Raw genomic sequence first — 22,928 nt, forward strand, 5'->3', positions numbered from 1 at the left:
ACCTCGACCATCCGAAGATGGACGGGGTATCAACTAATCTGGCGTTGATTTTTGGCACGCTGTTGAGTTCTCAAGGTGCGGACGCTTCCTTCGTTCCTGTTTCCAGGCCCTCCGGGCGCTTCCTTCGTTTCCGACTCTATCAGATCTTTCCGACCCTACTTCCTCGGCGCTTTCCGGTCCCATTCGCTTTCGCTTCGGGCCCTTCCGGCGTGTCCACTACGTTAGCTGATTTCTTCGGCGACTCATAATCGAGCCATTCGAATTCTAATTTCGGGAATGCCAAAATTAGCCCCTGCTGGGGATCATCTTGAGTAGTGGGTGGCGGCTGCGGGGTGCTTGAACAAGCAGGCCCGTTTCCAGCTGCTCGGGCTACGTTAGGCGTTCGCACCCCCAGAGTCAAGGCGGCGCCTCCGGGGCGTGTGAGCACGGTAGGGACTGACCGTCGGATCGGCCTCGATCCAGAACCGCCAGGGGTGCGGGGCCCCCTCGCCGCCGACGCCCGTACGAGGACCGCTGCGGACCAGCTCCGGCGCGGGAGGAGTGCCGGTCAGCAGACCGAGCGGGCTCTCGGTGTCCGCGCAGGCGTCGGTGCCGTTCAGGGAGAGCGCGACGCCGAGGGCGGTCGCGAGACGGGCGGGCCCCTTGGCCAGCTCGCGGTCGGCACGGGCCGAACGGCGGCGGGGACGGGCCAGCTCCGCGCCCCGCAGGATCTCCCCCGCGCGCAGCAGCACCCCGCTCGCCTGGCCCTCAGGACCGCACACCAGGTTCATGCAGTGCCACATGCCATAGGTGAAGTAGACGTACACATGGCCGGGCGGGCCGAACATCACGGCGTTGCGGGCCGTGCGTCCCCGGAAGGCGTGCGAGCCGGGATCGATCTCTCCGGCGTACGCCTCCACCTCCGTAAGGCGTATCTCCATCACCCCTTCGGGGGTGCGGTGGACCAGCGTGCGCCCCAGGAGATCAGGGGCGACCTCCAGGACCGGACGGTCGAAGAAGGCGCGCGGGATCCGCGTACGGCCGGCGTTCTCGCTCATGGCGCCCGAGGGTAACGGGGTTCCCCGCGGAACCGGCTACCGTCGTCGCGCGTATGTAGGGGGCAGGACCGAGAAGGAGTGTGGATCATGGGTTTCAAGAAGCTGCTCGCGAGCCTGGGTGCGGGTGGGGCCACCGTGGAGACGGTGCTCACCGAGGAGAACGTGGTCCCGGGCGGGGTCGTCCAGGGTGAGGTGCGCATTCAGGGCGGCAGCGTCGACCAGCGGATCGAGGGGCTCTCGGTCGGTCTCCAGGCGCGGGTCGAGGTCGAGAGCGGCGACACGGAGCACAAGCAGGACATCGAGTTCGTGAAGGTGCGTCTCGGCGGTGCCTTCCAGGTGCGGGCGGGTGCGGTGCACGTGGTCCCCTTCGGTCTGGAGATCCCCTGGGAGACGCCGGTGACCTCGGTCGGCGGGCAGCGGCTGCGCGGGATGGACATCGGGGTGACGACCGAGCTGGAGATCGCCCGCGCGGTGGACTCGGGCGATCTCGACCCGATCAACGTGCACCCGCTGCCGGCGCAGCAGGCGATCCTGGACGCCTTCATCCAGCTGGGCTTCCGCTTCAAGAGCGCGGACATGGAGCGCGGGCACATCCGGGGCACCCGGCAGCGGCTGCCCTTCTACCAGGAGATCGAGTTCTTCGCCCCGCAGCAGTACCGGGGCCTCAACCAGGTCGAGGTCAGTTTCGTCGCCGACGACCGCGCGATGGACGTCGTCCTGGAGATGGACAAGAAGCCGGGGCTCTTCACCGAGGGCAGCGATTCCTTCCGTTCCTTCACGGTGGGGCTGCACGACTTCCACACCACCGACTGGGCGGCGTACCTCAACCAGTGGCTCGCCGAGGTCGGCGGGCGTCGCAACTGGCTCTAGGCTCGGGCCCGTGAGACTGCCGAGGCAGTGACGGGCGATACGGAGGTTTTCGACGTGTCCGAGGGCAAGAGGGCGCCGCTCCCCCACGACTTCCATCCGCCGGTGGCGGCGTTCACCGTGGTGAGCGACGACGTCCAACCGGGCGAGGTGCTGAAGGACGCGCAGGTCTACGCGGCGGGGAACACCTCGCCGCAGCTGCGCTGGGAGGATTTTCCGGCGGAGACGAAGAGCTTCGCCGTGACGTGCTTCGATCCCGACGCCCCGACGGGCAGCGGATTCTGGCACTGGGTGCTGTTCGACATCCCGGCGTCGGTGACGGAGCTTCCCGCGGGGGCCGGCTCGGGCTCTTTCGAGGGGCTGCCGGACGGAGCCGTGCACGTACGGAACGACTACGGGGCGAAGGAATTCGGCGGCGCCGCTCCTCCGCCGGGGGATCCGGCGCACCGTTATGTCTTCACGGTGTACGCGGTGGACAGCGAGAAACTCGGCCCCGATGCCGATGCTTCGCCCGCCGCCGTGGGGTTCAATCTGCGATTCCACACGCTGGGGCGCGCCCAGCTGATCGGTGAGTACGCGGCTCCCGCGGCGGTCTGATCGTTCGTTTGTTGTTTGCCCGCTTCTGGTCCTGGAGAGATCAGAGGCGGGCATCTTTTGTCGCACGGGAAATTGCGTTGTCCGACCCCGGCCGGCCCGGCCATCGTTGCTCCAGGCCTCACCGCCCCGCCCGGGGCCGGGCCTGCACACGGGAGGTGGGCACCATGCGGGACACGCTGGTACTGAACGCGAGCTTCGAACCGCTGTCGACGGTCACTCTCCACCGGGCGGTGGTGCTCGTCCTGACGGACAAGGCCGTCGTGGAGCACGCGCATCCCGAGCTGCGGGTGCGAGGTGCCGAGGTGGATCTTCCGGTGCCCCGGGTGATCAGACTCTGCCGGTACGTACGGGTGCCCTTCCGAAGACAGGCTCCGTGGTCCCGGCGGGGGGTGCTCGCGCGGGACCGGCACCGGTGCGCGTACTGCGGGCGGCGGGCGACCACCGTCGACCATGTGATGCCGCGTGCCCAGGGTGGCGGGGACAGCTGGCTGAATACCGTCGCTTCCTGTGCCGAGGACAACCACCGCAAGGCCGACCGGACGCCGGAACAGGCCGGGATGCCGCTCCTTTACCAGCCGTTCGAGCCGACTCCCGCGGACGCGATGCTGCTCTCGCTGCGGGCCGGTGACCGGTCCCGGCTGCCGGAGTGGCTGACGGGGGTCGCCGCGTAACCCCTGCTCGTACGGTGTGGGCCCGTCGTCCCCGGTGGGGAGGACGGGCCCTTCGCGGTGCCGGGGTCAGCGCAGGGTCAGCTGGAGGATGGCGGCGACGCCGACCACGATGATCACTCCGCGCAGGACGGCGGACGACAGCTTCCGGCCGACCTTGGCGCCGATCTGGCCGCCGAGGGTGGAGCCGACGGCGATGAGCAGGACGGCCGTCCAGTCGAAGTCGGCGACGAAGAGGAAGAAGACGGCGGCGACGCCGTTGACGAGGGCGCCGAGGATGTTCTTGACGGCGTTGATCCGCTGGATGTCCTCGTGGAGCAGCAGGCCCATGAGCGAGAGGTAGAGCACGCCTTGGGCGGCGCCGAAGTATCCGCCGTACATGCTGGCGAGGAAGAGTCCGACGAGGAGGGCGGGCCCGCCGTCGGGGTGGGCCTCGGTGCCGGTCTGTTCGCGGTGGCGGCGGACGGCGGCGCCGATGCGCGGCTGGAGGAGGACCAGGACCAGGGCGAGTCCGATGAGGACGGGGACGATCGCGTCGAAGGCGTCGGACGGCAGGGCGAGGAGCAGGATCGCGCCGAGGAGCCCGCCGAGCAGGGCGGCGGTGCCGAGGCGCAGGACGCGGGTCTTCTGGCCCCTGAGTTCGCGCCGGTAGCCGATGGCCCCGCTGATGGAGCCGGGGACGAGGCCGAGGGCGTTGGAGACGTTCGCGGTGATCGGAGGGAGTCCGGTCGCGAGGAGGACCGGGAACGTGATGAGCGTTCCCGATCCCACGATGGTGTTGATGGTGCCGGCGCTGATGCCGGCGGCGAAGACCGCCAGGGCTTCCCAGATGGACAACGCCATCTCCTTACATGGTCAGCGAGTCGCCTCCCCGCCCTGTCAGGGTCGAGGGGCTCGCACTGATCATGCACGGATTACGTGTACGTGTCAGTCGACCGGGGGTTCGTCTCGCCTTTCGGTCGCCGTGCCCTTGACGTTGAAGCCGGGGACGCCGCCGCCCATGTTGCCGAAGGCGCCGGAGAGGCCCTTGAGCGCGTCGCCGATCTCGCTGGGCACGATCCAGAGCTTGTTGGCGTCGCCCTCGGCGATCTTCGGGAGCATCTGGAGGTACTGGTACGAGAGCAGCTTCTGGTCGGGGTCGCCCGCGTGGATCGCCTCGAAGACCGTACGGACGGCCTGGGCCTCGCCCTCGGCCTTGAGCGCGGCGGCCTTGGCCTCGCCCTCGGCGCGGAGGATGGCGGACTGCTTCTCGCCCTCGGCGGTGAGGATCTGGGACTGCCGGGTGCCCTCGGCGGTGAGGATCGCGGCGCGCTTGTCCCGCTCGGCGCGCATCTGCTTCTCCATCGAGTCCTGGATGGAGGTCGGCGGCTCGATCGCCTTGAGCTCGACGCGGTTGACGCGGATGCCCCACTTGCCGGTGGCCTCGTCGAGGACGCCGCGCAGTGCCGCGTTGATGTCCTCGCGGGAGGTGAGGGTCCGCTCCAGGTCCATGCCGCCGATGATGTTGCGGAGGGTGGTGACGGTGAGCTGCTCGATCGCCTGGATGTAGCTGGCGACCTCGTAGGTGGCGGCCCTGGCGTCGGTGACCTGGTAGTAGATGACCGTGTCGATGTTGACGACCAGGTTGTCCTGGGTGATCACCGGCTGCGGCGGGAACGGGACGACCTGTTCGCGCAGGTCGATCCGGTTGCGGATCGTGTCGATGAACGGGACCACGATGTTCAGTCCCGCGTTGAGCGTGCGGGTGTAGCGGCCGAAGCGCTCCACGATCGCCGCGCTCGCCTGCGGGATGACCTGGACCGTCTTGATCAGGGCGATGAAGACGAGCACCACCAGAATGATCAGGACGATGATGACTGCTGACATCGTGTTCCCCGTGCCCTTCGCTGCCGGTTGACTGCCGGGTTGCTTTCGATGATCGAGTTTCGCAGACGTCGGAACGTCATGGGCGAGGTTCGGTCATATGACGACGGCGGTCGCCCCGTCGATGTCGACGACATCGACCTGTTCGCCCGGTTCGAAACTCTGTCCGGCGTCGAGCGTGCGGGCCGACCAGACCTCTCCGGCAAGCTTGACGCGTCCGCCGCTGCCGTCGACCCGTTCGAGGACGACGGCCTGACGGCCCTTCAGGGCGTCGATGCCGGTGGCGATGCCCGGTCTGCCGTCGCGGTGGCGTGCGGCTATGGGGCGTACCACCGCGATGAGCGCCACCGAGACGACGACGAAGACGAGCACCTGGGGGACGATGCCGAAGCCCAGAGCCGCTGTCACCGCCCCCGCGACCGCTCCGACGGCGAGCATGCCGAACTCGGGCATCGCGGTCAGGACCAGCGGAATGCCGAGCCCCACCGCGCCGATCAGCCACCAGACCCATGCGTCGATGTCCACAGGGCCATGGTAGGCGGGTGGGGTCCCTCGGGACAGGGCGCGGACGGCTGTGCGGGACGCCGGCGCCCGGTCCGTCACTTCAGGGGCAGTCCGTGGGCGGCCCAGCGGTCGCCGAGGCGCTCGACGACGAGCGGCAGCCCGAAGCAGTGCGAGAGGTTGCGGGAGGTCAGTTCCATCTCCACGGGGCCCGCGGCGAGAACCTTGCCCTGGCGGATCATCAGGACGTGGGTGAAGCCGGGGGCGATCTCCTCGACATGGTGGGTGACCATGATCATGGAGGGGGCGTACGGGTCGCGGGCCAGGCGCCCGAGACGGCGGACGAGGTCCTCGCGGCCACCGAGGTCGAGACCCGCGGCGGGCTCGTCGAGGAGCAGCAGCTCGGGGTCGGTCATCATCGCGCGGGCGATGAGGGTGCGCTTGCGCTCGCCCTCGGAGAGGCTGCCGAACTTGCGGTCCAGGTAGTCGTTCATGCCGAGGCGGTCGAGGAACGCCTTGGCGCGCTCCTCGTCGACCGGGTCGTAGTCCTCGTTCCACGTGGCGGTCATGCCGTACGCGGCGGTGAGGACCGTCTGGAGGACGGTCTGGCGCTTGGGGAGCTTCTCGGCCATGGCGACGCCGGCCATGCCGATGCGGGGGCGGAGCTCGAAGACGTCCGTGCCGACGCCGCCGAGCTGCTCGCCCAGGATGCGGGCGGTGCCGCGGGTGGGGAAGAGGTAGCTGGAGGCGATGTTCAGGAGGGTGGTCTTGCCCGCGCCGTTGGGTCCCAGGATGACCCAGCGCTCGCCCTCCTTGACCGACCAGGAGACCCCGTCCACCAGAGCCCGTCCGTCGCGGACCACGGATACGTCCACCAGCTCCAGTACATCGCTCATGAGCGCGTTGTCTCCCCTTGCGGTTGTTGTCGTCGCCTTGCGCCGGTGGGCGCGGCGTCCAGGGGAAAACCTACGTTATCGGCGGACCGGGCCGGTCCCTAGGGCTTGGATTGGGCCGTCGAGTGTGGTGCGCGGGGGCTCGTGGAGGGGGCTTGGGCGGTGGGGCGGCGCCCTAGGCTTGGGGGATGCTTTCGGAACCACGTTCAGGACGCCTGGCCGCCTGGGGCAATGCCCTGTCGGCCGGGGCGGTGTCGCCGGACGACGCGGCGCTGGCCATTGTCGGGGAGGACGCGGTGCACCGCGTCGAGGGGCTGCCGGGTGAGGCGGGGCCGGTGGGTCTGACGCTGGCGCTCGGGCGGCTGCGGCGGCTCGGGGTGACCGGGTGGCGGGTGGCGCTTCCGGCGCCGGGGCATCCGCTGGGGCTGAGCGGGCCGCCGGACTTCAACGCGCGCGCCCTGGAGGCGGAGGAGGCCGTGGTCGGCTTCGGTGCGCCGTACGGGCTCGTGCCGGAGGTCTCCGAGGCGGGGCCCTCGGGTGACACGCACGTGTCGGTGCTCTGGCGGTGTCTTCCGGTGCGGCAGGCACCGCCCGCGGACGTGCCTTCGCTGGGCGAGGCGGAGCGGGAGCTGGCGGAGGCGCTGCGGGAGGCGACGGTGGCGCTGACCCGGCTTGACGTGGCGGCCTCGGGGCCCGCCGCGGAGGCGGTGCGGGACGCGTACCGGGCGCGGGCGGAGGCGGGACGCGAGGTGCTGGCCCCGGGGTATCCGGCGCGGGCGGCGCGGGTCCTGGAGCTGGCGCAGCGGGTGGGGCTGATGGTGGACATGGCGTACGGCCACGGGCACGGGGGCGCGGTGAGCGCCTCGGAGATGGCCGCGCGGGGCGCGGCGCTGCGGCCGGTGGAGCGGGTGGCCCGGCGGGCGCAGGTGGCGGCGTACAACGCCTATGTGGAGGAGCGGGAGAGGGAGCGGGGGTTCTGAGGGGCGCGCAGGGGGCGTCTCGGGCGATCGGGGTCGCCTCGGGCGAGGGGTTTCGGGCATGCGCCCGGCCCCCAGGGGGCTCCTGGGGGCCGGGCGGTTGTGCGGAGGGCGGCCGGGGAAGTGCCGCCCTGGCTCAGAGGTTGGCGGCGCCGTTGCCGAAGGCCGGGTTGAGCAGGCCGATCACGTTGACCGTGTTGCCGGAGACGTTCACGGGGACGTGGACCGGGACCTGCACCGTGTTGCCGGAGGCGACGCCCGGCGACTTCACGGTCCGGCCCTGGGCCTCGGCGCCGCCGTGGGCGGAGGCGACGCCCGCGCCCGCGGCGACGATGCCACCGGCGACCAGGGTGAGGGCGGCGGCCTTCTTGAGGTTCTTCACGTGTGCTTCCTTCGGGTCATCGCCGCGGCCGGTCCGCCGCAGCACGCCATGGAGAACCTCGATTCCTCCACCGGGTTACGCCGAACGAGGGACATATACACGACGGTATGAAGGACTGAACGATCGTGCGCCCGGCGCGCGAGGGGGCGTGCCCGTCGCGCGTCCGCCGGGCGCCGCCGTCTCGCGCCTGTCTCGCGCCTGTCTCAAGTCCGCCGCGCGCCGCCGTCTCGCCCCCGTTTCGCGCCCGCCGCCCGTCCCCGCGTGTCAGTCCGTGAGGCCGTTCCGGACCGCCCACAGGGCCGCCTGGGTGCGGTCCGCCAGGTCGAGCTTCATCAGGATGTTCGAGACGTGCGTCTTGACCGTCTTCTCCGAGAGGACGAGCGCGCGGGCGATCTCGCGGTTGGACCGGCCGTCCGCGATCAGGCCGAGCACTTCGCGCTCCCGCTCGGTGAGGGCCGAGCCCCGGCCCGTACCGCCCGGGGAGTCCTCCTGGGTGAGGAGCGCGCCCGCGACCTCCGGCTGGAGCAGCACGTGCCCGGCGTGGACGGAGCGGATCGCGCCCGCGAGCGCGTCCGGGTCGATGTCCTTGTAGACGTACCCGGATGCGCCCGCGCGGAGCGCGGGGACCACCGTGCGCTGCTCGGTGAAGCTGGTCACGACGAGGACCCTGGCGGGGTTGGCGAGGCCGCGGAGCCGCTTCAACGCCTCGATGCCGTCGGTGCCGGGCATCTTCACGTCCATGAGGACCACGTCGGGGCGCAGCTCCTCGGCCCTGGCGACGCCCTCGGCGCCGTCGGCCGCCTCCCCCACCACTTCTATGTCGTCCTGTACTTCGAGAAAGGTGCGCAGTCCTCTGCGGACGACCTGGTGGTCGTCGACCAGCAGGACGCGGATCTGCTTGTCAGCCACCGGGTACCTCCATCTCGATCGTGGTGCCCTCGCCCCGGGCCGAGGTGACGGTCAGCGATCCGCCGACGCCGCTCGCCCGGTCCCGCATGGAGACGAGGCCGAGGTGGCGTCCGGCGCTGCGGACCGTACGCGGGTCGAAGCCCTTGCCGTCGTCGGTGACGGTCAGCCGGGCACCCTGGCCCGCGCGGGCGAGCGAGACGGCGACGAGTCCGGCGTCCGCGTGCCGAAGGGCGTTGTGCAGGGCTTCCTGCGCGACCCGGAGCACGGCCTCCTCCTGGGCGGCGGGCAGGGCTCGTGTCCCGGCGCTCTCGAAGGTGACGCGGGCGGTGTGGGCGCGGTCGAGGACCTGGATCTGGGTGCGCAGGGTGTGGACCAGACCGTCCTCGTCGAGGGCGGCCGGGCGCAGCTCGACGACGGCGGCGCGCAGTTCGTCGGCGGCTTCGGCGGCGAGCGCGGCGACCTGCTGTAGCTCGCCCTTGGCGCGGGCGGGGTCGCGGTCGACGAGGGCGGCCGCGGCCTGGGCGGTCAGCCGGAGGGAGAAGAGCTTCTGGCTGACGGCGTCGTGCAGCTCGTGGGCGAGGCGGGAGCGTTCCTCGGCGATGGTCAGCTCGCGGCTGCGCTCGTAGAGGCGCGCGTTGGTGAGGGCGATGGCCGCGTGCTGGGCGAGGATCGAAAGGATCGCCTCGTCGTCGGCGGTGAAGCCGCAGCCGCCGTCCACCTTGGGGCAGCGCTTGTTGGCGAGGAAGAGGGCGCCGAGGGTCTCGTCGCCGTCCCGTACGGGAAGGCCGAGGAAGTCGGACATCTCGGGGTGGGCGTCCGGCCAGCCCTCGAAGCGGGGGTCGAGACGGACGTCGGCGAGCCGCTCGATCTCGGACTTGTGGAGCATCGCGGCCAGGATGCCGTGCTGTCGGGGCAGCGGGCCGATGGCCTTCCACTGCTCGTCGCTGACGCCGTCGACCACGAACTGGGCGAAGCCCCCGTGGTCGTCGGGGACGCCCAGGGCCGCGTACTCGGCGTCGAGGAGTTCACGGGCGGAGGCCACGATCGTCTTCAGGACGTCGCGGACCTCCAGATGCCGGCTCATCGCGAGAAGTGCGGTGCTCACGGCGGCCAGGCCGGAGCTGGGTCGATGGCTCATGTCCTCACCGTACCGGCGGGTGGTGACCGTGCGTATCCGACCGGGGACGGCCGAGGAGGGGGACGGGGGACCTAGGTCTCGGGGCCCCGGGCCTTTCTGCCCGCCGGGGCGGGGACGGCTCACCGTACGCATTGCTTGAGCAACGGAAGGTGAGATGGCCGGGGGGCCGGTGTGAGCCCGCGCATAGGACCCACATCACTTACGAAGAGGCCTAGTGGACTCCCTGGAGGGCGGTAAGGCCGGGGTAAACGGGACATCGGCGCTCTTTGGCGGCGTGGGCACGGGGCCCTGATCCACTACCGGGGATCGTACGTCACATCTTTGCCAGGGGATTTTGCCGCCGCTAAGAATTGCTCCCTGTCGCCCGCCGAGCAGGCGCAGCGCCACCCCGGCCGAGCGACACCCCCCAGCGATACGAAGAGGTAGTCCGTTGATGTCTGCGAACACCCCTGGCCACAGTCGTGGTCTGAAGAAGACCCACAAAGCCGCGATCGCCGGTGTCTCCGTCCTGGGCGCGGCGGCGCTCACCCTCTCCCTCGCCACCGGCGGCGGCGCCACCACCGAGACGGAGCCGCAGGCCCTCTCCGGCACCGGCCGGGTGGCCTGGGCGTACGACGCGAACAGCCCGCAGGCGAAGGCGCTCGCCGCCGGCGTCTCCGACCAGCAGAGCGCGATCGGCCTGAAGGCCAAGCAGGAGGCCGACGCGAAGCTCGCCGCCGACACGAAGGCGAAGGCGGACGCCAAGGTCAAGGCGGACGCCCGTGCCAAGGCCGAGGCGAAGGTCAAGGCCGACAAGCGCGCCGCCGAGGCGGCGGCCGCGAACCGCTCCGTGGCCCGTGCCCCGATCTTCGCGAACAACCTCGACGGCTGGATCCGCGAGGCACTGTTCATCATGGACAAGCACGACATCCCGGGCAGCTACCACGGCCTGCACAAGAACATCATGCGCGAGTCCAGCGGCAACCCCCGCGCGATCAACAACTGGGACGTCAACGCCGTCAACGGCGTGCCGTCCAAGGGGCTGCTCCAGGTCATCTACCCGACCTTCAAGGCGTACCACGTGCCCGGCACCGTGTTCGACCAGTACGACCCCGTCGCCAACATCGTCGCCGCCGCCAACTACGCGGCCGACCGCTACGGCTCGATCGACAACGTCAACAGCGCCTACTGAGCCGTTCGCGCCCGCTGTCGTACGCCGAAGGGCGGCACCCCGGCGAGGGGTGCCGCCCTTCGGCGTACGGACTGCCCGTGCGGTTACTTGCGCATGACCTCGGGCTCGTGGCGGCGCAGCAGCCGGGCCACGATCACACAGCAGACCACGGCCATCAGAAGCTGGATGCCGAGGTCGAGACCCCACTGGCCGGCCGAGTGCTCCCAGAGCGGGTCGGTGTCGGTGGGGTTCTTCGGGTCCCAGGGCGGCATGAGGCGCCCCAGGTCGAGGGTGGTGCCGGCGCCCGCGATGCCCCAGCGGGAGGGCATCAGCCAGGCGAACTGCTCCAGTCCTGCCGAGCCGTAGACCTGGAAGAGGATGCCGGTGAAGACGACCTGGATGATCGCGAACATGACCAGCAGCGGCATGGTCTTCTCCGCGGTCCTCACCAGGGCGGAGATGACGAGGCCGAACATCATCGAGGTCAGGCCGAGGGCGATGACCTGGACGCACAGCTCGACCGCCGGGGGCATGAACAGGCCCTCCTCGGGGAGCGCCCGGGTGGAGAAGCCGATGCCGCAGATGATGACGCCCTGGAAGGCCGTGATCACGCCGAGCACGATGACCTTGGACATCAGATACGCCGAGCGGGACAGGCCGGTGGCCCGCTCGCGCTCGTAGATGACCCGTTCCTTGATCAGCTCGCGGACGGAGTTGGCCGCGCCGCTGAAGCACATGCCGACCGTGAGGATCAGCATGATCGTCCCGGCGTCGCCGTTGAAGCGGGACGGCGGCTTCGGCGAGCCGAGGCCGAAATCGGCCGGGATGACCACCGAGACCGCGCCGAGGACGGCGGGCAGGATCACCATCAGGCCCAGGAAGCCCTTGTCGGAGGCGATCACGGAGACATAGCGGCGGATCAGGGTCCACAGCTGGGAGCCCCAGCCCTGCGGCTTCGGCGGCCGGACCATCGCCTGGTGCGGCATCTGCACGGGCTGGGCGGCGACGGCGTCGATGTCCGCCGCGTACAGCTGGTAGTGCTGCGAGCCCTTCCAGCGGCCCGCCCAGTCGTAGTCGCGGTAGTTCTCGAAGGCGGAGAAGACATCGGCCCAGGTGGCGTAGCCGAAGAAGTTCAGCGCCTCCTCCGGCGGGCCGAAGTACGCCACCGCGCCGCCGGGGGCCATCACCAGGAGCTTGTCGCACAGGCCCAGCTCGGCCACCGAGTGGGTGACGACCAGGACCGTGCGGCCGTCGTCGGCGAGGCCCCGCAGCAGCTGCATGACATCGCGGTCCATGCCCGGGTCGAGGCCGGAGGTCGGCTCGTCCAGGAAGATCAGCGAGGGCTTGGTGAGCAGCTCCAGGGCCACCGAGACGCGCTTGCGCTGGCCGCCGGAGAGGGAGGTGACCTTCTTCTCCCGGTGGATGTCGAGCTTCAGCTCGCGCAGCACCTCGTCGATCCGGGCCTCGCGCTCTGCCTCGGCGGTGTCGCCGGGGAAGCGGAGCTTGGCCGCGTAGCGCAGCGCCTTCTGGACGGTCAGCTCCTTGTGCAGGATGTCGTCCTGCGGGACCAGACCGATGCGCTGGCGCAGCTCGGCGAACTGCTTGTAGAGGCTCCGGTTGTCGTAGAGGACATCGCCCTCGTTGGCCGGGCGGTAGCCGGTCAGCGCCTTGAGCAGGGTCGACTTGCCGGAACCCGAGGGGCCGATCACGCCGATCAGCGACTTCTCGGGGACGCCGAAGGAGACGTCCCTGAGGATCTGCTTGCCGCCGTCGACGGTGACCGTGAGGTGGCTGGCGGAGAAGGAGACCGAGCCGGTGTCGACGAACTCCTCAAGGCGTCCGTCGACGATCCGGAAGGTCGAGTGGCCGACGCCCACGATGTCCTGCGGGCCGAGGACGGCGCTGCCGCCCTTCGGGATCGGCTGGCCGTTGACGTACGTGCCGTTGTGCGAGCCGAGGTCGCGGATCTCGAAGCGTCCGTCGGGCGTCGCGTGGAACTCGGCGTGGTGGCGGGAGACCTGGAGGTCGGAGACGACCAGCTCGTTCTCGAGCGCACGGCCTATCCGCATCACACGGCCCAGATCCAGCTGGTGGAACGTGGTCGGGCTGCGGTCGGAATAGGCCGACGACGCCCCCGCGACGCCGCTCCCGGCCGGGCCCTGCTGCTGCGGGAACTGCGGCGGGGCCTGGTACTGGGGCGCCTGGGGCTGCTGGTGAGGCGCTTGGGCCTGCTGGTTCGGCGGCTGCTGGACCGGCGGCTGCTGCTGGACCGGCGCGGGGCCCTGCTGCCAGCCCTGCTGCTGGGGTGCCTGCTGGGCCGCCTGGTACTGCGGGGCCTGCTGAGGCGCTTGGTAGGCCTGGTCCTGCTGAGGCGCCTGAGCCTGCTGAGGCATCTGGGCCTGCTGCGGGGCCGGTGCCTGCTGGGCCCCCGGGGCGGCCTGGGCGGCGGCGAGATTCAGCCGCGGGCCGTCGGTCGCGTTGCCCAGGTGGACGGCCGCGCCGGGGCCGATCTCCACCTGGTGGACCCGCTGCCCCTGAAGGAACGTTCCATTGGTGGAGCCGTGGTCCTCGATGACCCAACTCCGCCCGCCCCAGCTGATGGTGGCGTGGCGCCACGAGACCCTGGCGTCGTCGATGACCAGGTCACCCTGGGGATCGCGGCCCAGGGTGTACGACCGGGACGGATCGAGCGTCCAGGTCCTTCCATTCAATTCCAGTACGAGTTCTGGCACTCCATGCCCCACTATTTGTCCCCCGATGTACCCCCGTCGCCGGAAGTCTAGGGATGGCGAACATCGGGGGGAACTATTTCAGGCCCGGTCCCCTCTCCGAAAGTCGGGCGGTACGGGGCCCCCGAGGCGCCCCGTGGCCACTCGGGTGTCCGCTGGGCGGGACGGGCGGCCGAGTGGCATGTGGTGCCCGATACGGTGGAAGCACCATGAGCGCATCGCAGACCTCAGACGTTCCCACCCTTCTCGTCAAGATCTTCGGGAAGGACCGTCCCGGAATCACCGCGGGACTCTTCGACACCCTCGCCGCCTACTCCGTCGACGTCGTGGACATCGAGCAGGTCGTCTCCCGCGGCCGTCTCGTCCTGTGCGCGCTCGTCACCGAGCCCACCGTCGCCTCGCAGGGTGAACTCCGGGCCACCGTGCACAGCTGGGCCGAGTCGCTGAAGCTCCAGGCCGAGATCATCTCCGGAACCGGCGACAACCGTCCCCGGGGCGAGGGCCGCTCGCACGTCACCGTCCTCGGCAACCCGCTGACCTCGGAGCAGACGGCGGCCATAGCGGCCAGGATCGCCGAGGCGGGCGGCAACATCGACCGTATCTTCCGGCTGGCGAAGTATCCGGTCACGGCCGTCGAGTTCGCCGTCTCCGGCTGTGGGACCGAGCGGCTGCGGACCGCGCTGGCCGTGGAGGCGCACACCATCGGCGTGGACGTGGCCGTGGTCTCCGCCGGGCTGCACCGGCGGGCACAGCGGCTGGTGGTCATGGACGTCGACTCCACCCTGATCCAGGACGAGGTGATCGAACTCTTCGCGGCGCACGCGGGCTGTGAGGACAAGGTCGCCGAGGTGACGGCGGCGGCGATGCGCGGAGAGCTGGACTTCGAGCAGTCCCTGCACGCCCGGGTGGAGCTGCTGGCCGGGCTCGACGCCTCGGTGGTCGACAAGGTCCGCTCCGAGGTGCGGCTGACGCCGGGCGCCCGGACCCTGATCCGTACGCTCAAGCGGCTCGGCTACCAGGTGGGAGTGGTCTCCGGCGGGTTCACGCAGGTCACGGACGATCTCAAGGAACGGCTCGGGCTCGACTTCGCCTCCGCCAACACCCTGGAGATCGTGGACGGCAAGCTCACCGGACGGGTGACCGGCGAGATCGTGGACCGGGCGGGCAAGGCGCGGCTGCTGCGCCGGTTCGCCGCCGAGGCGGGGGTGCCGCTGGCGCAGACCGTGGCGATCGGCGACGGGGCGAACGACCTGGACATGCTGAACGCCGCCGGGCTCGGGGTCGCCTTCAACGCGAAGCCGGTGGTGCGGCGGGCGGCGGACACGGCGGTGAACGTGCCCTTCCTCGACACCGTGCTCTATCTGCTGGGGATCACCCGCGAAGAGGTCGAGGCCGCGGACGGCGGCGAGGACCTCCAGCACTGAGCGGACACGCCCGCCCCCGCCGGACCCGCCCTGTGCGGGGCGAGGCGGCGGACTCCGTACGGTGACGGACCCCGTACGGTGACGGACTCCGTACGAGAAGGGGCTCGGTCGTCTTCGGACGGCCGGGCTCTTTCGTCGCCCCCGTCCCTCCGACCGCCCTGTCCTCCGGCCGCCCTGTCCTCCGTCCGCGCCCTCCGGTCAGGGGAGGTCGGTTCCCGGCGGGTGGTTCGGGTGTCTGAGGCGACGCCGCCCGGGTGCGCCGGGGAGCCCGCAGGGAGCAGGCGGCCCGGGGTGCGTCAGGAACGCGGGGCTGTCAGGAGTGCGGGGACGTCAGGAGTGCGGGGTCCAGAAGTCGACGAGGCATCCTACGCCGTGCTCGACCGACTTCCACGAGCCGTTGAAGGTGAGGACGGCGAGGGCGGCGGTCGGGAAGCCGCTCCGGTTCATCCGGGCCAGGAGGTCGCCCTCGGCTTCGCCCGTCAGGGCGTCGGCCAGGGCGTGCATCCCCGGGTTGTGGCCGATGACCAGCAGGTCGGAGACTTCGTCCGAGACCTCGTTGAGCAGGGCGATCAGCTCGCCGAGCGAGGCCTCGTAGAGCCGCTCCTCGTACACGGTCCTGGGGCGCTCCGACAGTGCCGGCACGGCCAGCTTCCAGGTCTCGCGCGTCCTGAGCGCGGTCGAGCAGAGGGCCAGATCGAAGCCGACGCCGGTCCCGGCGAGCTTCCGGCCGACGAGAGGGGCGTCCGCACGGCCTCGCTCGGCGAGGGGACGCTCGTGGTCGGATTCCTGGTTCCAGTCCGCCTTGGCGTGTCGGAGCAGCACGATCCTGCGGGGTGTATCGACGCTCATGTCGCTCAGCTTCGCACGAATCGGGCCAGGTCGACTCAGAGAGCGAGCGTTTGCTGTATCCGCTCCAGGAGGCCCGCCATCCCGTGGGCTCCCAGGGATGCCTGGGCCTCGCCCGACCCCGTCATCAGGGTCAGAAGAGTGAGGAAGGCGGCCACCGGGAGGACCAGGGCCCACCAGGGCAGCCGGGTGCCGACGCCGCTCGCCGTGGGCCGGACCCGGGGATAGGGCTGGGCCGACATGTCCGCCTCCGTGGGGTGAGAGTTCCGTTTTCCCTGTGGTCTCCAACCTAGGGATCGCGGGCCTCCCGGCCCATCAGGTATTCCACCCACTCGACCCTGACACCCACCCCCTAGGGGATGGGGGTGCCAGCCCCACCCCGGGGCGGGTGCCCGGGGGTCAGGGGGAGGCGACCGAGGCGATGACGGCGATCACGACCGTGATGAGAAGCATCGCGCCGAGCACGATGAGCAGCTTCTTCTGGCCGTTCTGGGGGTTGGGTTCGAGGACTGGCATGCGGACAGTCTCGCACCTCAGCATTCGTCCTCGATCGTCCGGGCCCGGCCCGCCAGGGTGCCGACGATCATCTGGGGGATCAGCAGACCGCCCATCAGGGCGATCGGTATGCCCCAGCCGCCGCTGTGCTGGTAGAGCACGCCGACGAGGAGGGGGCCGGGGATGGAGATCAGATAGCCCACGCTCTGGGCGAAGGCGGAGAGCCGGACGACACCGGCGCCGGTGCGCGAGCGCAGGCCGATCATGGTGAGGGCGAGCGGGAAGGCGCAGTTGGAGACGCCGAGGAGCACGGCCCAGACCCAGGCTCCGCCGGCCGGGGCCAGGAGGAGCCCGGTGTAGCCGGTGAGTCCGCACAGGCCGAGGGTGACGACGATCGGTCCCTGGGTCCTCAGCCGGGTCGCGAGCCGGGGGATCACGAAGGCGAGCGGGACGCCCATGACCATGGTGACGGCGAGGAGCACGCCCGCGGTGGAGGCGGTGACGCCCGCGTCGCGGAAGATCTGCGGCAGCCAGCCCAGGGTGATGTAGGCGCCGGTGGACTGGAGGCCGAAGAACACGGCGAGGGCCCAGGCGGTACGGCTGCGGCTGACGCGCGGGGCGGCGGCGAGGTCCACGACCGGGGCGGCCCCACTGGACCCATCAGCCCTGTCAGCCCCGTCAGTCCTGTCAGCCCCGTCAGTCCTGTCAGTCTTACTGACCTCACTGGCCCCACCACTCGCACTGGTCCCACTGATCGCACCCGTCACACCGCCCCCGCCGCCGGTGTTCCGGTCGCGTGCGAGCAGGGCCCAGGGCACGACCGCGAGGGCCGCGAGGCCCGCCCAGACGCCGAGTCCGAGGCGCCAGTCACCGCCGAGGGCCTTGGTCAGGGGCACGGTCGCGGCGGCGGCGAGGGAGGTGCCGACGGCGAGCGCCATGGAGTAGAGGCCGGTCATGGTGCCGACGCGGTCGGGGAAGTACCGCTTGACGATGACGGGCATCAGGACATTGCTGACGGCGATGCCCATGAGCGCGAGGGCGCTGGCGGCCATGAAGACGGCGGTGCCACCGGCGAAGGGGCGCAGGGCGAGCCCGGCGCAGATCGCGGCCATGCCCGCGCAGAGGACGGCGGCGGGCCCGAAGCGGCGGGCGAGGCGCGGTGCGGCGGTGCCGAAGATCGCGAAGCAGAGCGAGGGCACGGAGGTGAGGAGCCCGGCGAGGCTGCCGCTCATGTGCAGATCCGTGCGGACCTCTTCGAGGAGGGCGCCGAGGCTGGGGATGGCGGGGCGCAGGTTCAGCGCGGCGAGGACGAGGCCGACGGTGACGAGGGCGGTGGTCCAGCTGCGCGCCGTACCGGACGAGCCGGAAGCCGAGGTGGCCGCGCCGGAAGCCTCACCGGGCCTTCCGGAGGCCGTACCGGACAAGGCGGAAGCCGTACCGGACAAGGCGGAGGACGTACCGGACGAGCCGGAAGCCGAGGTGGACCGCGTCGTCCGGCCGGTCGGCACGACCGGTCCGGTCGTGTCGGTCGTCGTGGCCCTCGCCGGGCCGTTCGTGGTGGGGTTCTCGGTCGGGTGTGGGGTGGGGTGGAGGGTCTTCGGCTCGTCTGGCATGAGGCCATCATAGAATCATGGGATGATTGGTTGTTCCCTCCGTCAGACATGGGAAGGTGCTCATGCCCCTCGGCTCTCCCCGGCGCGCGTGTCTCTCCGATCAGGTGATCGCCGAGCTGCGGAACCAGATCACCTCCGGCGAGTGGCCGGTGGGTTCGCGCATCCCGACCGAACCCGAGTTGGTCGAACAGCTGGGGGTGGCCCGCAACACCGTCCGTGAGGCGGTGCGGGCGCTCGCCCACAACGGGCTGCTCGACATCCGGCAGGGCTCGGGGACGTATGTCGTCGCCACCAGCGAGCTGTCGGGCGTCATGCACCGGCGCTTCGCCGACTCCGACCCCCGGCACGTGGCCGAGCTGCGCTCGACCCTCGAATCGGCCGCCGCGCGGTTCGCGGCGGGGCGGCGCACCGAGCGGGATCTGAAGCAGCTCGACGCGCTTCTCGTACGACGGGACGAGGCCTGGGAGTCCGGGGACGCCGAGCTGTTCGTGACCACGGACGCGGCCTTCCACCACGCGGTCGTCGTCGCCTCGGGCAACGAGGTGCTCGTCGAGCTCTACGCCGACCTGGGCGATCTGCTGCGGGAGTGGCTGCGTGACGACGTGGGGCGGGTGCTCGGCCCCGAGGCCGCCATGGACCACACGCGTCTCGTGGAGGCGATCCGGGAGGGCGACGCCGAGCTGGCGGGCACCGAGGCGGCCGGTTATCCCTACGCGTGCCTCAGGAGCCCCGTACCGGAGCCGGAGGCAGGGCCGCAGGCAGGGCCGGAGCCGGGGACGGTGGACGGTCCGCCGGCTGGTGGGTGATCCAGGCCGACCTGACTTCCTTCCAGCAGCGCCCGCCGAGCTGCGCGTAGTCGGCGGGGGCGACCTCCACGGGGGCGCTGTCGGCGTCGACGTCCCACCAGCGCTCGCACTCGACGTGGAGGCGGACGCGGTCGGCGAGCGGGTAGGGGTTCTGGCAGTACGCGGTGACCCGTGAGCCCTGGACGAGGGTGCGGCAGGAGGCGCCGAAGTCCTCCGTTTCCCCGCTCGTCCTGCTGGTGGCGGGGAGGTCTTCCGCCGGGCCGGGCGAGGCCCTGACCTCGGCGGAGACGGCTATCGCGGTGAACAGGACGGCGGCGGAGACGAACACGCCGAGCCCCTGCCGTCCTCGTCCGGTCGCGCGCATGTCCGTACCTCCTCCCCGCCCGTAGCAGGAGTCCTTCACGCTCTGCACCAGTCTGGGGCGGTTCGGGCTACTTTTCGAGTCGGGCAGGAGTTGCGGAACGACGAGGGCCGTGTGCCGCCCGGTGGGGCGGGCACACGGCCCTTCGGCCGTCACGGAGACGTGACGGGGGCGCGAGGGGATCGCGCCGGTCGAGCGAGGTGACGGGAGAGGCGTCAGGCGCCGATCGCGTGCAGACCGCCGTCGACGTGGATGATCTCGCCGGTGGTCTTCGGGAACCAGTCGGAGAGCAGCGCCACGATGCCGCGGCCGGCCGGCTCCGGGTCGGAGAGGGTCCACGCCAGCGGGGAGCGGTCGTCCCAGACCTTGGCCAGCTCGTCGAAGCCCGGGATGGACTTCGCGGCCATCGAGCCCAGCGGGCCCGCCGAGATCAGGTTGCAGCGGATGTTCTGCTTGCCGAGGTCACGGGCCATGTAGCGGCTGGTGGCCTCAAGGGCGGCCTTGGTCGGGCCCATCCAGTCGTACTGCGGCCAGGCGTACTGCGCGTCGAAGGTGAGGCCGACGACGGAGCCGCCCTCGGTCATCAGCGGCAGCAGCGCCATCGTCAGCGACTTCAGCGAGAAGGCCGAGACGTGCATCGCGGTGGCGACCGACTCGAACGGCGTGTTGAGGAAGTTGCCGCCGAGCGCGTCCTGCGGGGCGAAGCCGATCGAGTGCACGACGCCGTCGAGACGGTCGCCGAACTGCTCGCGGACCTGGCCCTCCAGACGGGCGAGGTGCTCGTCGTTGGAGACGTCGAGCTCAAGGACCTTGACGTTCTCGGGCCTGGGAAGCTTCTTGGCGATGCGCTCCGTCAGCGACGGCCGGGGCCAGGCGGTGAGGATGATCTCCGCACCCTGCTCCTGGGCCAGCTTCGCGGTGTGGAAGGCGATGGAGGACTCCATCAGCACACCCGTGATCAGGATGCGCTTGCCCTCGAGAATTCCGCTCATGGTGATCAGTGACCCATGCCCAATCCGCCGTCAACCGGGATGACGGCTCCAGTGATGTACGAGGCTTCGTCCGAGGAGAGGAACTTCACCGCGGCGGCGATCTCCTCGGGCTGCGCGTAACGGCCCAGCGGCACCTGCGAGACGATGCCCGCGCGCTGCTCGTCGGTGAGCACCGCGGTCATGTCGGTGTCGACGAAGCCGGGGGCGACGACGTTGAAGGTGATGTTGCGGGAGCCCAGCTCACGCGCGAGGGAGCGGGCGAAGCCGACCAGGCCGGCCTTGGAGGCGGCGTAGTTGGCCTGGCCCGCCGAGCCGAGCAGACCGACGACCGAGGAGATCAGGACGACGCGGCCCTTCTTGGCCCGCAGCATCCCGCGGTTGGCGCGCTTGACGACCCGGAAGGTGCCGGTGAGGTTGGTGTCGAGGACGGAGGTGAAGTCCTCCTCGGACATGCGCATGAGGAGCTGGTCCTTCGTCACGCCGGCGTTGGCCACGAGGACCTCGACCGGACCGTGCGTCTCCTCGATCTCCTTGTACGCCCGGTCCACCTGCTCGCCATCGGTGATGTCGCACTGCACCGCGAGGAAGCCCTCCGGCGGCTCGCCGGAGCGGTACGTGATCGCGACCTTGTCGCCGGCCTCGGCGAACGCGCGGGCGATGGCGAGGCCGATGCCCCGGTTTCCTCCGGTGACGAGAACCGAGCGGCTCAACGGATCACCCTTTCGATAGCGGTCTGAACACCGAAAATCTATCGGGCCGGTGCGCCATACAGAGAATCGGGCCCCGACAGCGCGTCGGGGCCGACCCTGTCGGATCCCTACACATGGCCGGGCTTCCGCACCCGTTCCGACAAAGCCGCGAGCCCGCTCTTGTGGGCCCTCGACGGGGACGGGACGGCCCCGCATTCAGCTCGTTCCGATGGCGCCCGGTGCCGGGCGCGGGCGCGCGGGCCCGGCGTGCGCCTGGAGTGGACAGTGTGCCCTTCGACAACCCGGCGGCGCACGGGCGCGCGGGAACAAGGGAGTCCGCTCCCCCGGCTCCGGGCGCTCTTCCTTTCTCCCCCGCCCGGCGGCGGGCCGCATGATTCACTGCGGACACCAATCGAGAAGGGGAGACTTCGTGACCCATCAGGTCGATCAGACGTTTCTGGCCTTGCCGTTGCGGGCGCTCGCGGACGCCGCGCTCGCTCGGGCGCGCGCGCTGGGTGCCGAGCACGCCGATTTCCGTCTGGAGCGGGTGCGCAGCGCCTCCTGGCGGCTGCGGGACGCCAAGCCGTCCGGCTCCTCGGACACCACCGACCTCGGCTACGCGGTGCGGGTGGTGCACGGCGGGGCCTGGGGGTTCGCCTCCGGGGTCGACCTGTCGATGGACGGCGCCGCGAAGGTCGCCTCGCAGGCGGTGGCCATGGCCAAGCTGTCGGCGCAGGTGATCGCGTCGGCCGGTTCGGACGAGCGGGTGGAGCTGGCGGCGGAGCCGGTGCACGAGGACCGGGTCTGGGTCTCCTCGTACGAGGTCGATCCCTTCTCCGTCCCCGCCGAGGAGAAGAGCGCGCTGCTCGCCGACTGGAGCGCGCGGCTGCTGCGGGCGGAGGGCGTGGCGCACGTGGACGCCTCGCTGATCACCATCCACGAGAACAAGTTCTACGCGGACACGGCGGGGACGGTGACCACGCAGCAGCGCGTGCGGCTGCACCCGCAGCTGACGGCGGTGGCCGTGGACGAGACGACCGGCGAGTTCGACTCGATGCGGACGCTGGCGCCGCCGGTGGGGCGGGGCTGGGAGTATCTGACGGGCACCGGCTGGGACTGGGACACGGAGCTGGACGAGATCCCGGGGCTGCTGGCCGAGAAGATGCGGGCGCCGAGCGTCGAGGCGGGCCGGTACGACCTGGTCGTGGACCCGTCGAACCTGTGGCTGACCATCCACGAGTCGATCGGCCACGCCACGGAGCTGGACCGGGCGCTCGGCTACGAGGCGGCGTACGCGGGCACCTCCTTCGCCACCTTCGACCAGCTGGGCAAGCTGGCGTACGGCTCCTCGGTCATGAACGTGACGGGCGACCGGACCGCCGAGCACGGTCTCGCGACGATCGGCTACGACGACGAGGGCGTCGAGGCGCAGAGCTGGGACCTGGTGAAGGACGGCACGCTGGTCGGCTACCAGCTGGACCGGCGGATCGCGAAGCTGACGGAGCTCGGCCGCTCGAACGGCTGCGCCTTCGCGGACTCCCCCGCGCACGTGCCGGTGCAGCGGATGGCGAACGTGTCGCTGAGCCCGGATCCGGGCGGTCTGTCCACCGAGGACCTGATCGGCGGGGTGGAGCGGGGCATCTACGTGGTCGGCGACCGCTCGTGGTCGATCGACATGCAGCGGTACAACTTCCAGTTCACCGGGCAGCGTTTCTTCCGCATCGAGAACGGGCGGCTCGCCGGGCAGCTGCGGGACGTGGCCTACCAGGCGACGACCACCGACTTCTGGGGCTCGATGGAGCAGGTCGGCGGCCCGCAGACGTACGTCCTCGGCGGCGCCTTCAACTGCGGCAAGGCCCAGCCGGGCCAGGTCGCCGCGGTCTCCCACGGCTGCCCCTCCGCCCTCTTCCGGGGCGTCAACATCCTGAATACGACGCAGGAGGCCGGGCGATGAGCGTCAGCCGCGTGATCCGCCGGGGGTCCGGGGGCCG

At 70.8% G+C, this 22,928-nt stretch carries 25 protein-coding genes; 9 read left to right on the forward strand and 16 right to left on the reverse strand.

What is annotated here, in order from left to right; all coding sequences use genetic code 11:
• Positions 1 to 248: hypothetical protein (locus BU197_RS30495; RefSeq protein ID WP_223184089.1), on the forward strand; the 248-nt coding region annotated here is incomplete at its 5' end.
• 126 nt (positions 249 to 374) lie between these two features.
• Here the strand turns inward: BU197_RS30495 and BU197_RS16240 are convergent.
• Positions 375 to 1,037 carry a DNA-3-methyladenine glycosylase gene (locus tag BU197_RS16240; protein ID WP_188269012.1) on the reverse strand — a complete coding sequence of 221 codons (663 nt, stop codon included), beginning with the start codon at positions 1,035 to 1,037 and terminating at the stop codon, positions 375 to 377.
• An 87-nt stretch (positions 1,038 to 1,124) separates the two neighbouring features.
• On the opposite strand from BU197_RS16240, the gene BU197_RS16245 reads away from it, so the two are divergent.
• The 3 genes from BU197_RS16245 (at position 1,125) to BU197_RS16255 (ending at position 3,172) form a co-directional block, all read left to right on the forward strand.
• On the forward strand, positions 1,125 to 1,907 hold the full coding sequence (locus tag BU197_RS16245; protein ID WP_188269013.1) for a sporulation protein: 783 nt from the start codon (positions 1,125 to 1,127) through the stop codon (positions 1,905 to 1,907).
• Between the two features lie 54 nt (positions 1,908 to 1,961).
• Positions 1,962 to 2,501, forward strand: coding sequence for a YbhB/YbcL family Raf kinase inhibitor-like protein (locus tag BU197_RS16250; protein ID WP_188269014.1), 540 nt, complete (start codon positions 1,962 to 1,964; stop codon positions 2,499 to 2,501).
• Between the two features lie 164 nt (positions 2,502 to 2,665).
• Positions 2,666 to 3,172, forward strand: a complete 507-nt coding sequence (locus tag BU197_RS16255; protein ID WP_188269015.1) for an HNH endonuclease — start codon at positions 2,666 to 2,668, stop codon at positions 3,170 to 3,172.
• Positions 3,173 to 3,238: 66 nt separating this feature from the next.
• On the opposite strand, the gene BU197_RS16260 is transcribed toward BU197_RS16255, so the two are convergent.
• From BU197_RS16260 to BU197_RS16275, 4 genes are all read right to left on the reverse strand, one after another.
• Positions 3,239 to 4,012 (reverse strand): sulfite exporter TauE/SafE family protein, encoded by a 774-nt coding sequence (locus tag BU197_RS16260; RefSeq protein ID WP_188269016.1) that lies wholly within the window; start codon positions 4,010 to 4,012, stop codon positions 3,239 to 3,241.
• A gap of 84 nt (positions 4,013 to 4,096) precedes the next feature.
• Positions 4,097 to 5,035: an SPFH domain-containing protein gene (locus BU197_RS16265; protein WP_188269017.1), complete on the reverse strand. Its 939-nt coding sequence runs from the start codon at positions 5,033 to 5,035 to the stop codon at positions 4,097 to 4,099.
• A 93-nt stretch (positions 5,036 to 5,128) separates the two neighbouring features.
• A complete protein-coding gene (locus tag BU197_RS16270; protein ID WP_188269018.1) occupies positions 5,129 to 5,557 on the reverse strand; it encodes an NfeD family protein in 429 nt (142 codons plus the stop codon).
• 74 nt (positions 5,558 to 5,631) lie between these two features.
• Positions 5,632 to 6,429, reverse strand: coding sequence for an ABC transporter ATP-binding protein (locus BU197_RS16275; RefSeq protein WP_188269019.1), 798 nt, complete (start codon positions 6,427 to 6,429; stop codon positions 5,632 to 5,634).
• A 185-nt stretch (positions 6,430 to 6,614) separates the two neighbouring features.
• Here BU197_RS16275 and BU197_RS16280 point away from each other — a divergent pair, with 185 nt between their 5' ends.
• Complete coding sequence (locus tag BU197_RS16280) at positions 6,615 to 7,406, forward strand: hypothetical protein (protein ID WP_188269020.1); 792 nt, start codon at positions 6,615 to 6,617, stop codon at positions 7,404 to 7,406.
• A gap of 133 nt (positions 7,407 to 7,539) precedes the next feature.
• On the opposite strand, the gene BU197_RS16285 is transcribed toward BU197_RS16280, so the two are convergent.
• The 3 genes from BU197_RS16285 to BU197_RS16295 form a co-directional block, all read right to left on the reverse strand.
• Positions 7,540 to 7,785, reverse strand: a complete 246-nt coding sequence (locus tag BU197_RS16285) for a chaplin (RefSeq protein WP_188269021.1) — start codon at positions 7,783 to 7,785, stop codon at positions 7,540 to 7,542.
• A gap of 264 nt (positions 7,786 to 8,049) precedes the next feature.
• On the reverse strand, positions 8,050 to 8,694 hold the full coding sequence (locus BU197_RS16290; RefSeq protein ID WP_188269022.1) for a response regulator: 645 nt from the start codon (positions 8,692 to 8,694) through the stop codon (positions 8,050 to 8,052).
• On the reverse strand, positions 8,687 to 9,832 hold the full coding sequence (locus BU197_RS16295; RefSeq protein WP_188269023.1) for a GAF domain-containing sensor histidine kinase: 1,146 nt from the start codon (positions 9,830 to 9,832) through the stop codon (positions 8,687 to 8,689). The genes BU197_RS16290 and BU197_RS16295 overlap by 8 nt, the downstream gene beginning before the upstream one ends.
• Positions 9,833 to 10,265: 433 nt before the next feature.
• On the opposite strand from BU197_RS16295, the gene BU197_RS16300 reads away from it, so the two are divergent.
• Positions 10,266 to 11,003 carry a transglycosylase SLT domain-containing protein gene (locus tag BU197_RS16300; RefSeq protein ID WP_188269024.1) on the forward strand — a complete coding sequence of 246 codons (738 nt, stop codon included), beginning with the start codon at positions 10,266 to 10,268 and terminating at the stop codon, positions 11,001 to 11,003.
• 83 nt (positions 11,004 to 11,086) lie between these two features.
• Here the strand turns inward: BU197_RS16300 and BU197_RS16305 are convergent, their stop codons facing one another.
• Entirely contained in the window at positions 11,087 to 13,726 is a 2,640-nt protein-coding gene (locus BU197_RS16305) for an FHA domain-containing protein (RefSeq protein WP_188269025.1), read from the reverse strand.
• A 194-nt stretch (positions 13,727 to 13,920) separates the two neighbouring features.
• Here BU197_RS16305 and serB point away from each other — a divergent pair, with 194 nt between their 5' ends.
• Positions 13,921 to 15,135, forward strand: a complete 1,215-nt coding sequence (gene serB, locus BU197_RS16310; RefSeq protein WP_188269026.1) for a phosphoserine phosphatase SerB — start codon at positions 13,921 to 13,923, stop codon at positions 15,133 to 15,135.
• 330 nt (positions 15,136 to 15,465) lie between these two features.
• Here the strand turns inward: serB and BU197_RS16315 are convergent, their stop codons facing one another.
• The 4 genes from BU197_RS16315 to BU197_RS16325 form a co-directional block, all read right to left on the reverse strand.
• Positions 15,466 to 15,984: a SixA phosphatase family protein gene (locus tag BU197_RS16315; RefSeq protein ID WP_188269027.1), complete on the reverse strand. Its 519-nt coding sequence runs from the start codon at positions 15,982 to 15,984 to the stop codon at positions 15,466 to 15,468.
• A gap of 35 nt (positions 15,985 to 16,019) precedes the next feature.
• Positions 16,020 to 16,223 (reverse strand): hypothetical protein, encoded by a 204-nt coding sequence (locus BU197_RS16320; protein WP_188269028.1) that lies wholly within the window; start codon positions 16,221 to 16,223, stop codon positions 16,020 to 16,022.
• Positions 16,224 to 16,380: 157 nt separating this feature from the next.
• Positions 16,381 to 16,497, reverse strand: a complete 117-nt coding sequence (locus BU197_RS31010; RefSeq protein ID WP_262928252.1) for an SGM_5486 family transporter-associated protein — start codon at positions 16,495 to 16,497, stop codon at positions 16,381 to 16,383.
• Between the two features lie 17 nt (positions 16,498 to 16,514).
• Positions 16,515 to 18,089 (reverse strand): CynX/NimT family MFS transporter, encoded by a 1,575-nt coding sequence (locus tag BU197_RS16325; RefSeq protein WP_223183627.1) that lies wholly within the window; start codon positions 18,087 to 18,089, stop codon positions 16,515 to 16,517.
• Between the two features lie 62 nt (positions 18,090 to 18,151).
• Between BU197_RS16325 and BU197_RS16330 the strand changes: the two genes are divergently transcribed.
• Complete coding sequence (locus BU197_RS16330; protein WP_188269029.1) at positions 18,152 to 18,895, forward strand: FadR/GntR family transcriptional regulator; 744 nt, start codon at positions 18,152 to 18,154, stop codon at positions 18,893 to 18,895.
• Here BU197_RS16330 and BU197_RS16335 read toward each other — a convergent pair.
• The 3 genes from BU197_RS16335 to fabG form a co-directional block, all read right to left on the reverse strand.
• A complete protein-coding gene (locus tag BU197_RS16335) occupies positions 18,810 to 19,259 on the reverse strand; it encodes a hypothetical protein (RefSeq protein ID WP_188269030.1) in 450 nt (149 codons plus the stop codon). The two genes, BU197_RS16330 and BU197_RS16335, sit on opposite strands and share 86 nt — an antisense overlap.
• A 212-nt stretch (positions 19,260 to 19,471) precedes the next feature.
• Entirely contained in the window at positions 19,472 to 20,248 is a 777-nt protein-coding gene (gene fabI, locus BU197_RS16340; RefSeq protein ID WP_188269031.1) for an enoyl-ACP reductase FabI, read from the reverse strand.
• A 5-nt stretch (positions 20,249 to 20,253) separates the two neighbouring features.
• Positions 20,254 to 20,958 carry a 3-oxoacyl-[acyl-carrier-protein] reductase gene (gene fabG / locus BU197_RS16345; protein WP_188269032.1) on the reverse strand — a complete coding sequence of 235 codons (705 nt, stop codon included), beginning with the start codon at positions 20,956 to 20,958 and terminating at the stop codon, positions 20,254 to 20,256.
• A gap of 409 nt (positions 20,959 to 21,367) precedes the next feature.
• Between fabG and BU197_RS16350 the strand changes: the two genes are divergently transcribed.
• Positions 21,368 to 22,891, forward strand: a complete 1,524-nt coding sequence (locus BU197_RS16350; RefSeq protein WP_188269033.1) for a TldD/PmbA family protein — start codon at positions 21,368 to 21,370, stop codon at positions 22,889 to 22,891.
• The last annotated feature ends 37 nt before the right edge of the window (positions 22,892 to 22,928 follow it).

It is taken from the genome of Streptomyces sp. CBMA291, from assembly GCF_014596525.1.
GTDB lineage: Bacteria > Actinomycetota > Actinomycetes > Streptomycetales > Streptomycetaceae > Streptomyces.

Coding starts and splice junctions, on each gene's coding strand:
- BU197_RS16240 (WP_188269012.1), bottom strand. CDS start 1,037: ATGAGCGAGAACGCCGGCCGTACGCGGATCCCGCGCGCCTTCTTCGAC.
- BU197_RS16245 (WP_188269013.1), top strand. CDS start 1,125: ATGGGTTTCAAGAAGCTGCTCGCGAGCCTGGGTGCGGGTGGGGCCACC.
- BU197_RS16255 (WP_188269015.1), top strand. CDS start 2,666: ATGCGGGACACGCTGGTACTGAACGCGAGCTTCGAACCGCTGTCGACG.
- BU197_RS16260 (WP_188269016.1), bottom strand. CDS start 4,012: ATGGCGTTGTCCATCTGGGAAGCCCTGGCGGTCTTCGCCGCCGGCATC.
- BU197_RS16265 (WP_188269017.1), bottom strand. CDS start 5,035: ATGTCAGCAGTCATCATCGTCCTGATCATTCTGGTGGTGCTCGTCTTC.
- BU197_RS16275 (WP_188269019.1), bottom strand. CDS start 6,429: ATGAGCGATGTACTGGAGCTGGTGGACGTATCCGTGGTCCGCGACGGA.
- BU197_RS16280 (WP_188269020.1), top strand. CDS start 6,615: ATGCTTTCGGAACCACGTTCAGGACGCCTGGCCGCCTGGGGCAATGCC.
- BU197_RS16295 (WP_188269023.1), bottom strand. CDS start 9,832: ATGAGCCATCGACCCAGCTCCGGCCTGGCCGCCGTGAGCACCGCACTT.
- BU197_RS16300 (WP_188269024.1), top strand. CDS start 10,266: ATGTCTGCGAACACCCCTGGCCACAGTCGTGGTCTGAAGAAGACCCAC.
- serB (WP_188269026.1), top strand. CDS start 13,921: ATGAGCGCATCGCAGACCTCAGACGTTCCCACCCTTCTCGTCAAGATC.
- BU197_RS16315 (WP_188269027.1), bottom strand. CDS start 15,984: ATGAGCGTCGATACACCCCGCAGGATCGTGCTGCTCCGACACGCCAAG.
- BU197_RS16320 (WP_188269028.1), bottom strand. CDS start 16,223: ATGTCGGCCCAGCCCTATCCCCGGGTCCGGCCCACGGCGAGCGGCGTC.
- BU197_RS31010 (WP_262928252.1), bottom strand. CDS start 16,497: ATGCCAGTCCTCGAACCCAACCCCCAGAACGGCCAGAAGAAGCTGCTC.
- BU197_RS16325 (WP_223183627.1), bottom strand. CDS start 18,089: ATGCCAGACGAGCCGAAGACCCTCCACCCCACCCCACACCCGACCGAG.
- BU197_RS16330 (WP_188269029.1), top strand. CDS start 18,152: ATGCCCCTCGGCTCTCCCCGGCGCGCGTGTCTCTCCGATCAGGTGATC.
- BU197_RS16335 (WP_188269030.1), bottom strand. CDS start 19,259: ATGCGCGCGACCGGACGAGGACGGCAGGGGCTCGGCGTGTTCGTCTCC.
- fabI (WP_188269031.1), bottom strand. CDS start 20,248: ATGAGCGGAATTCTCGAGGGCAAGCGCATCCTGATCACGGGTGTGCTG.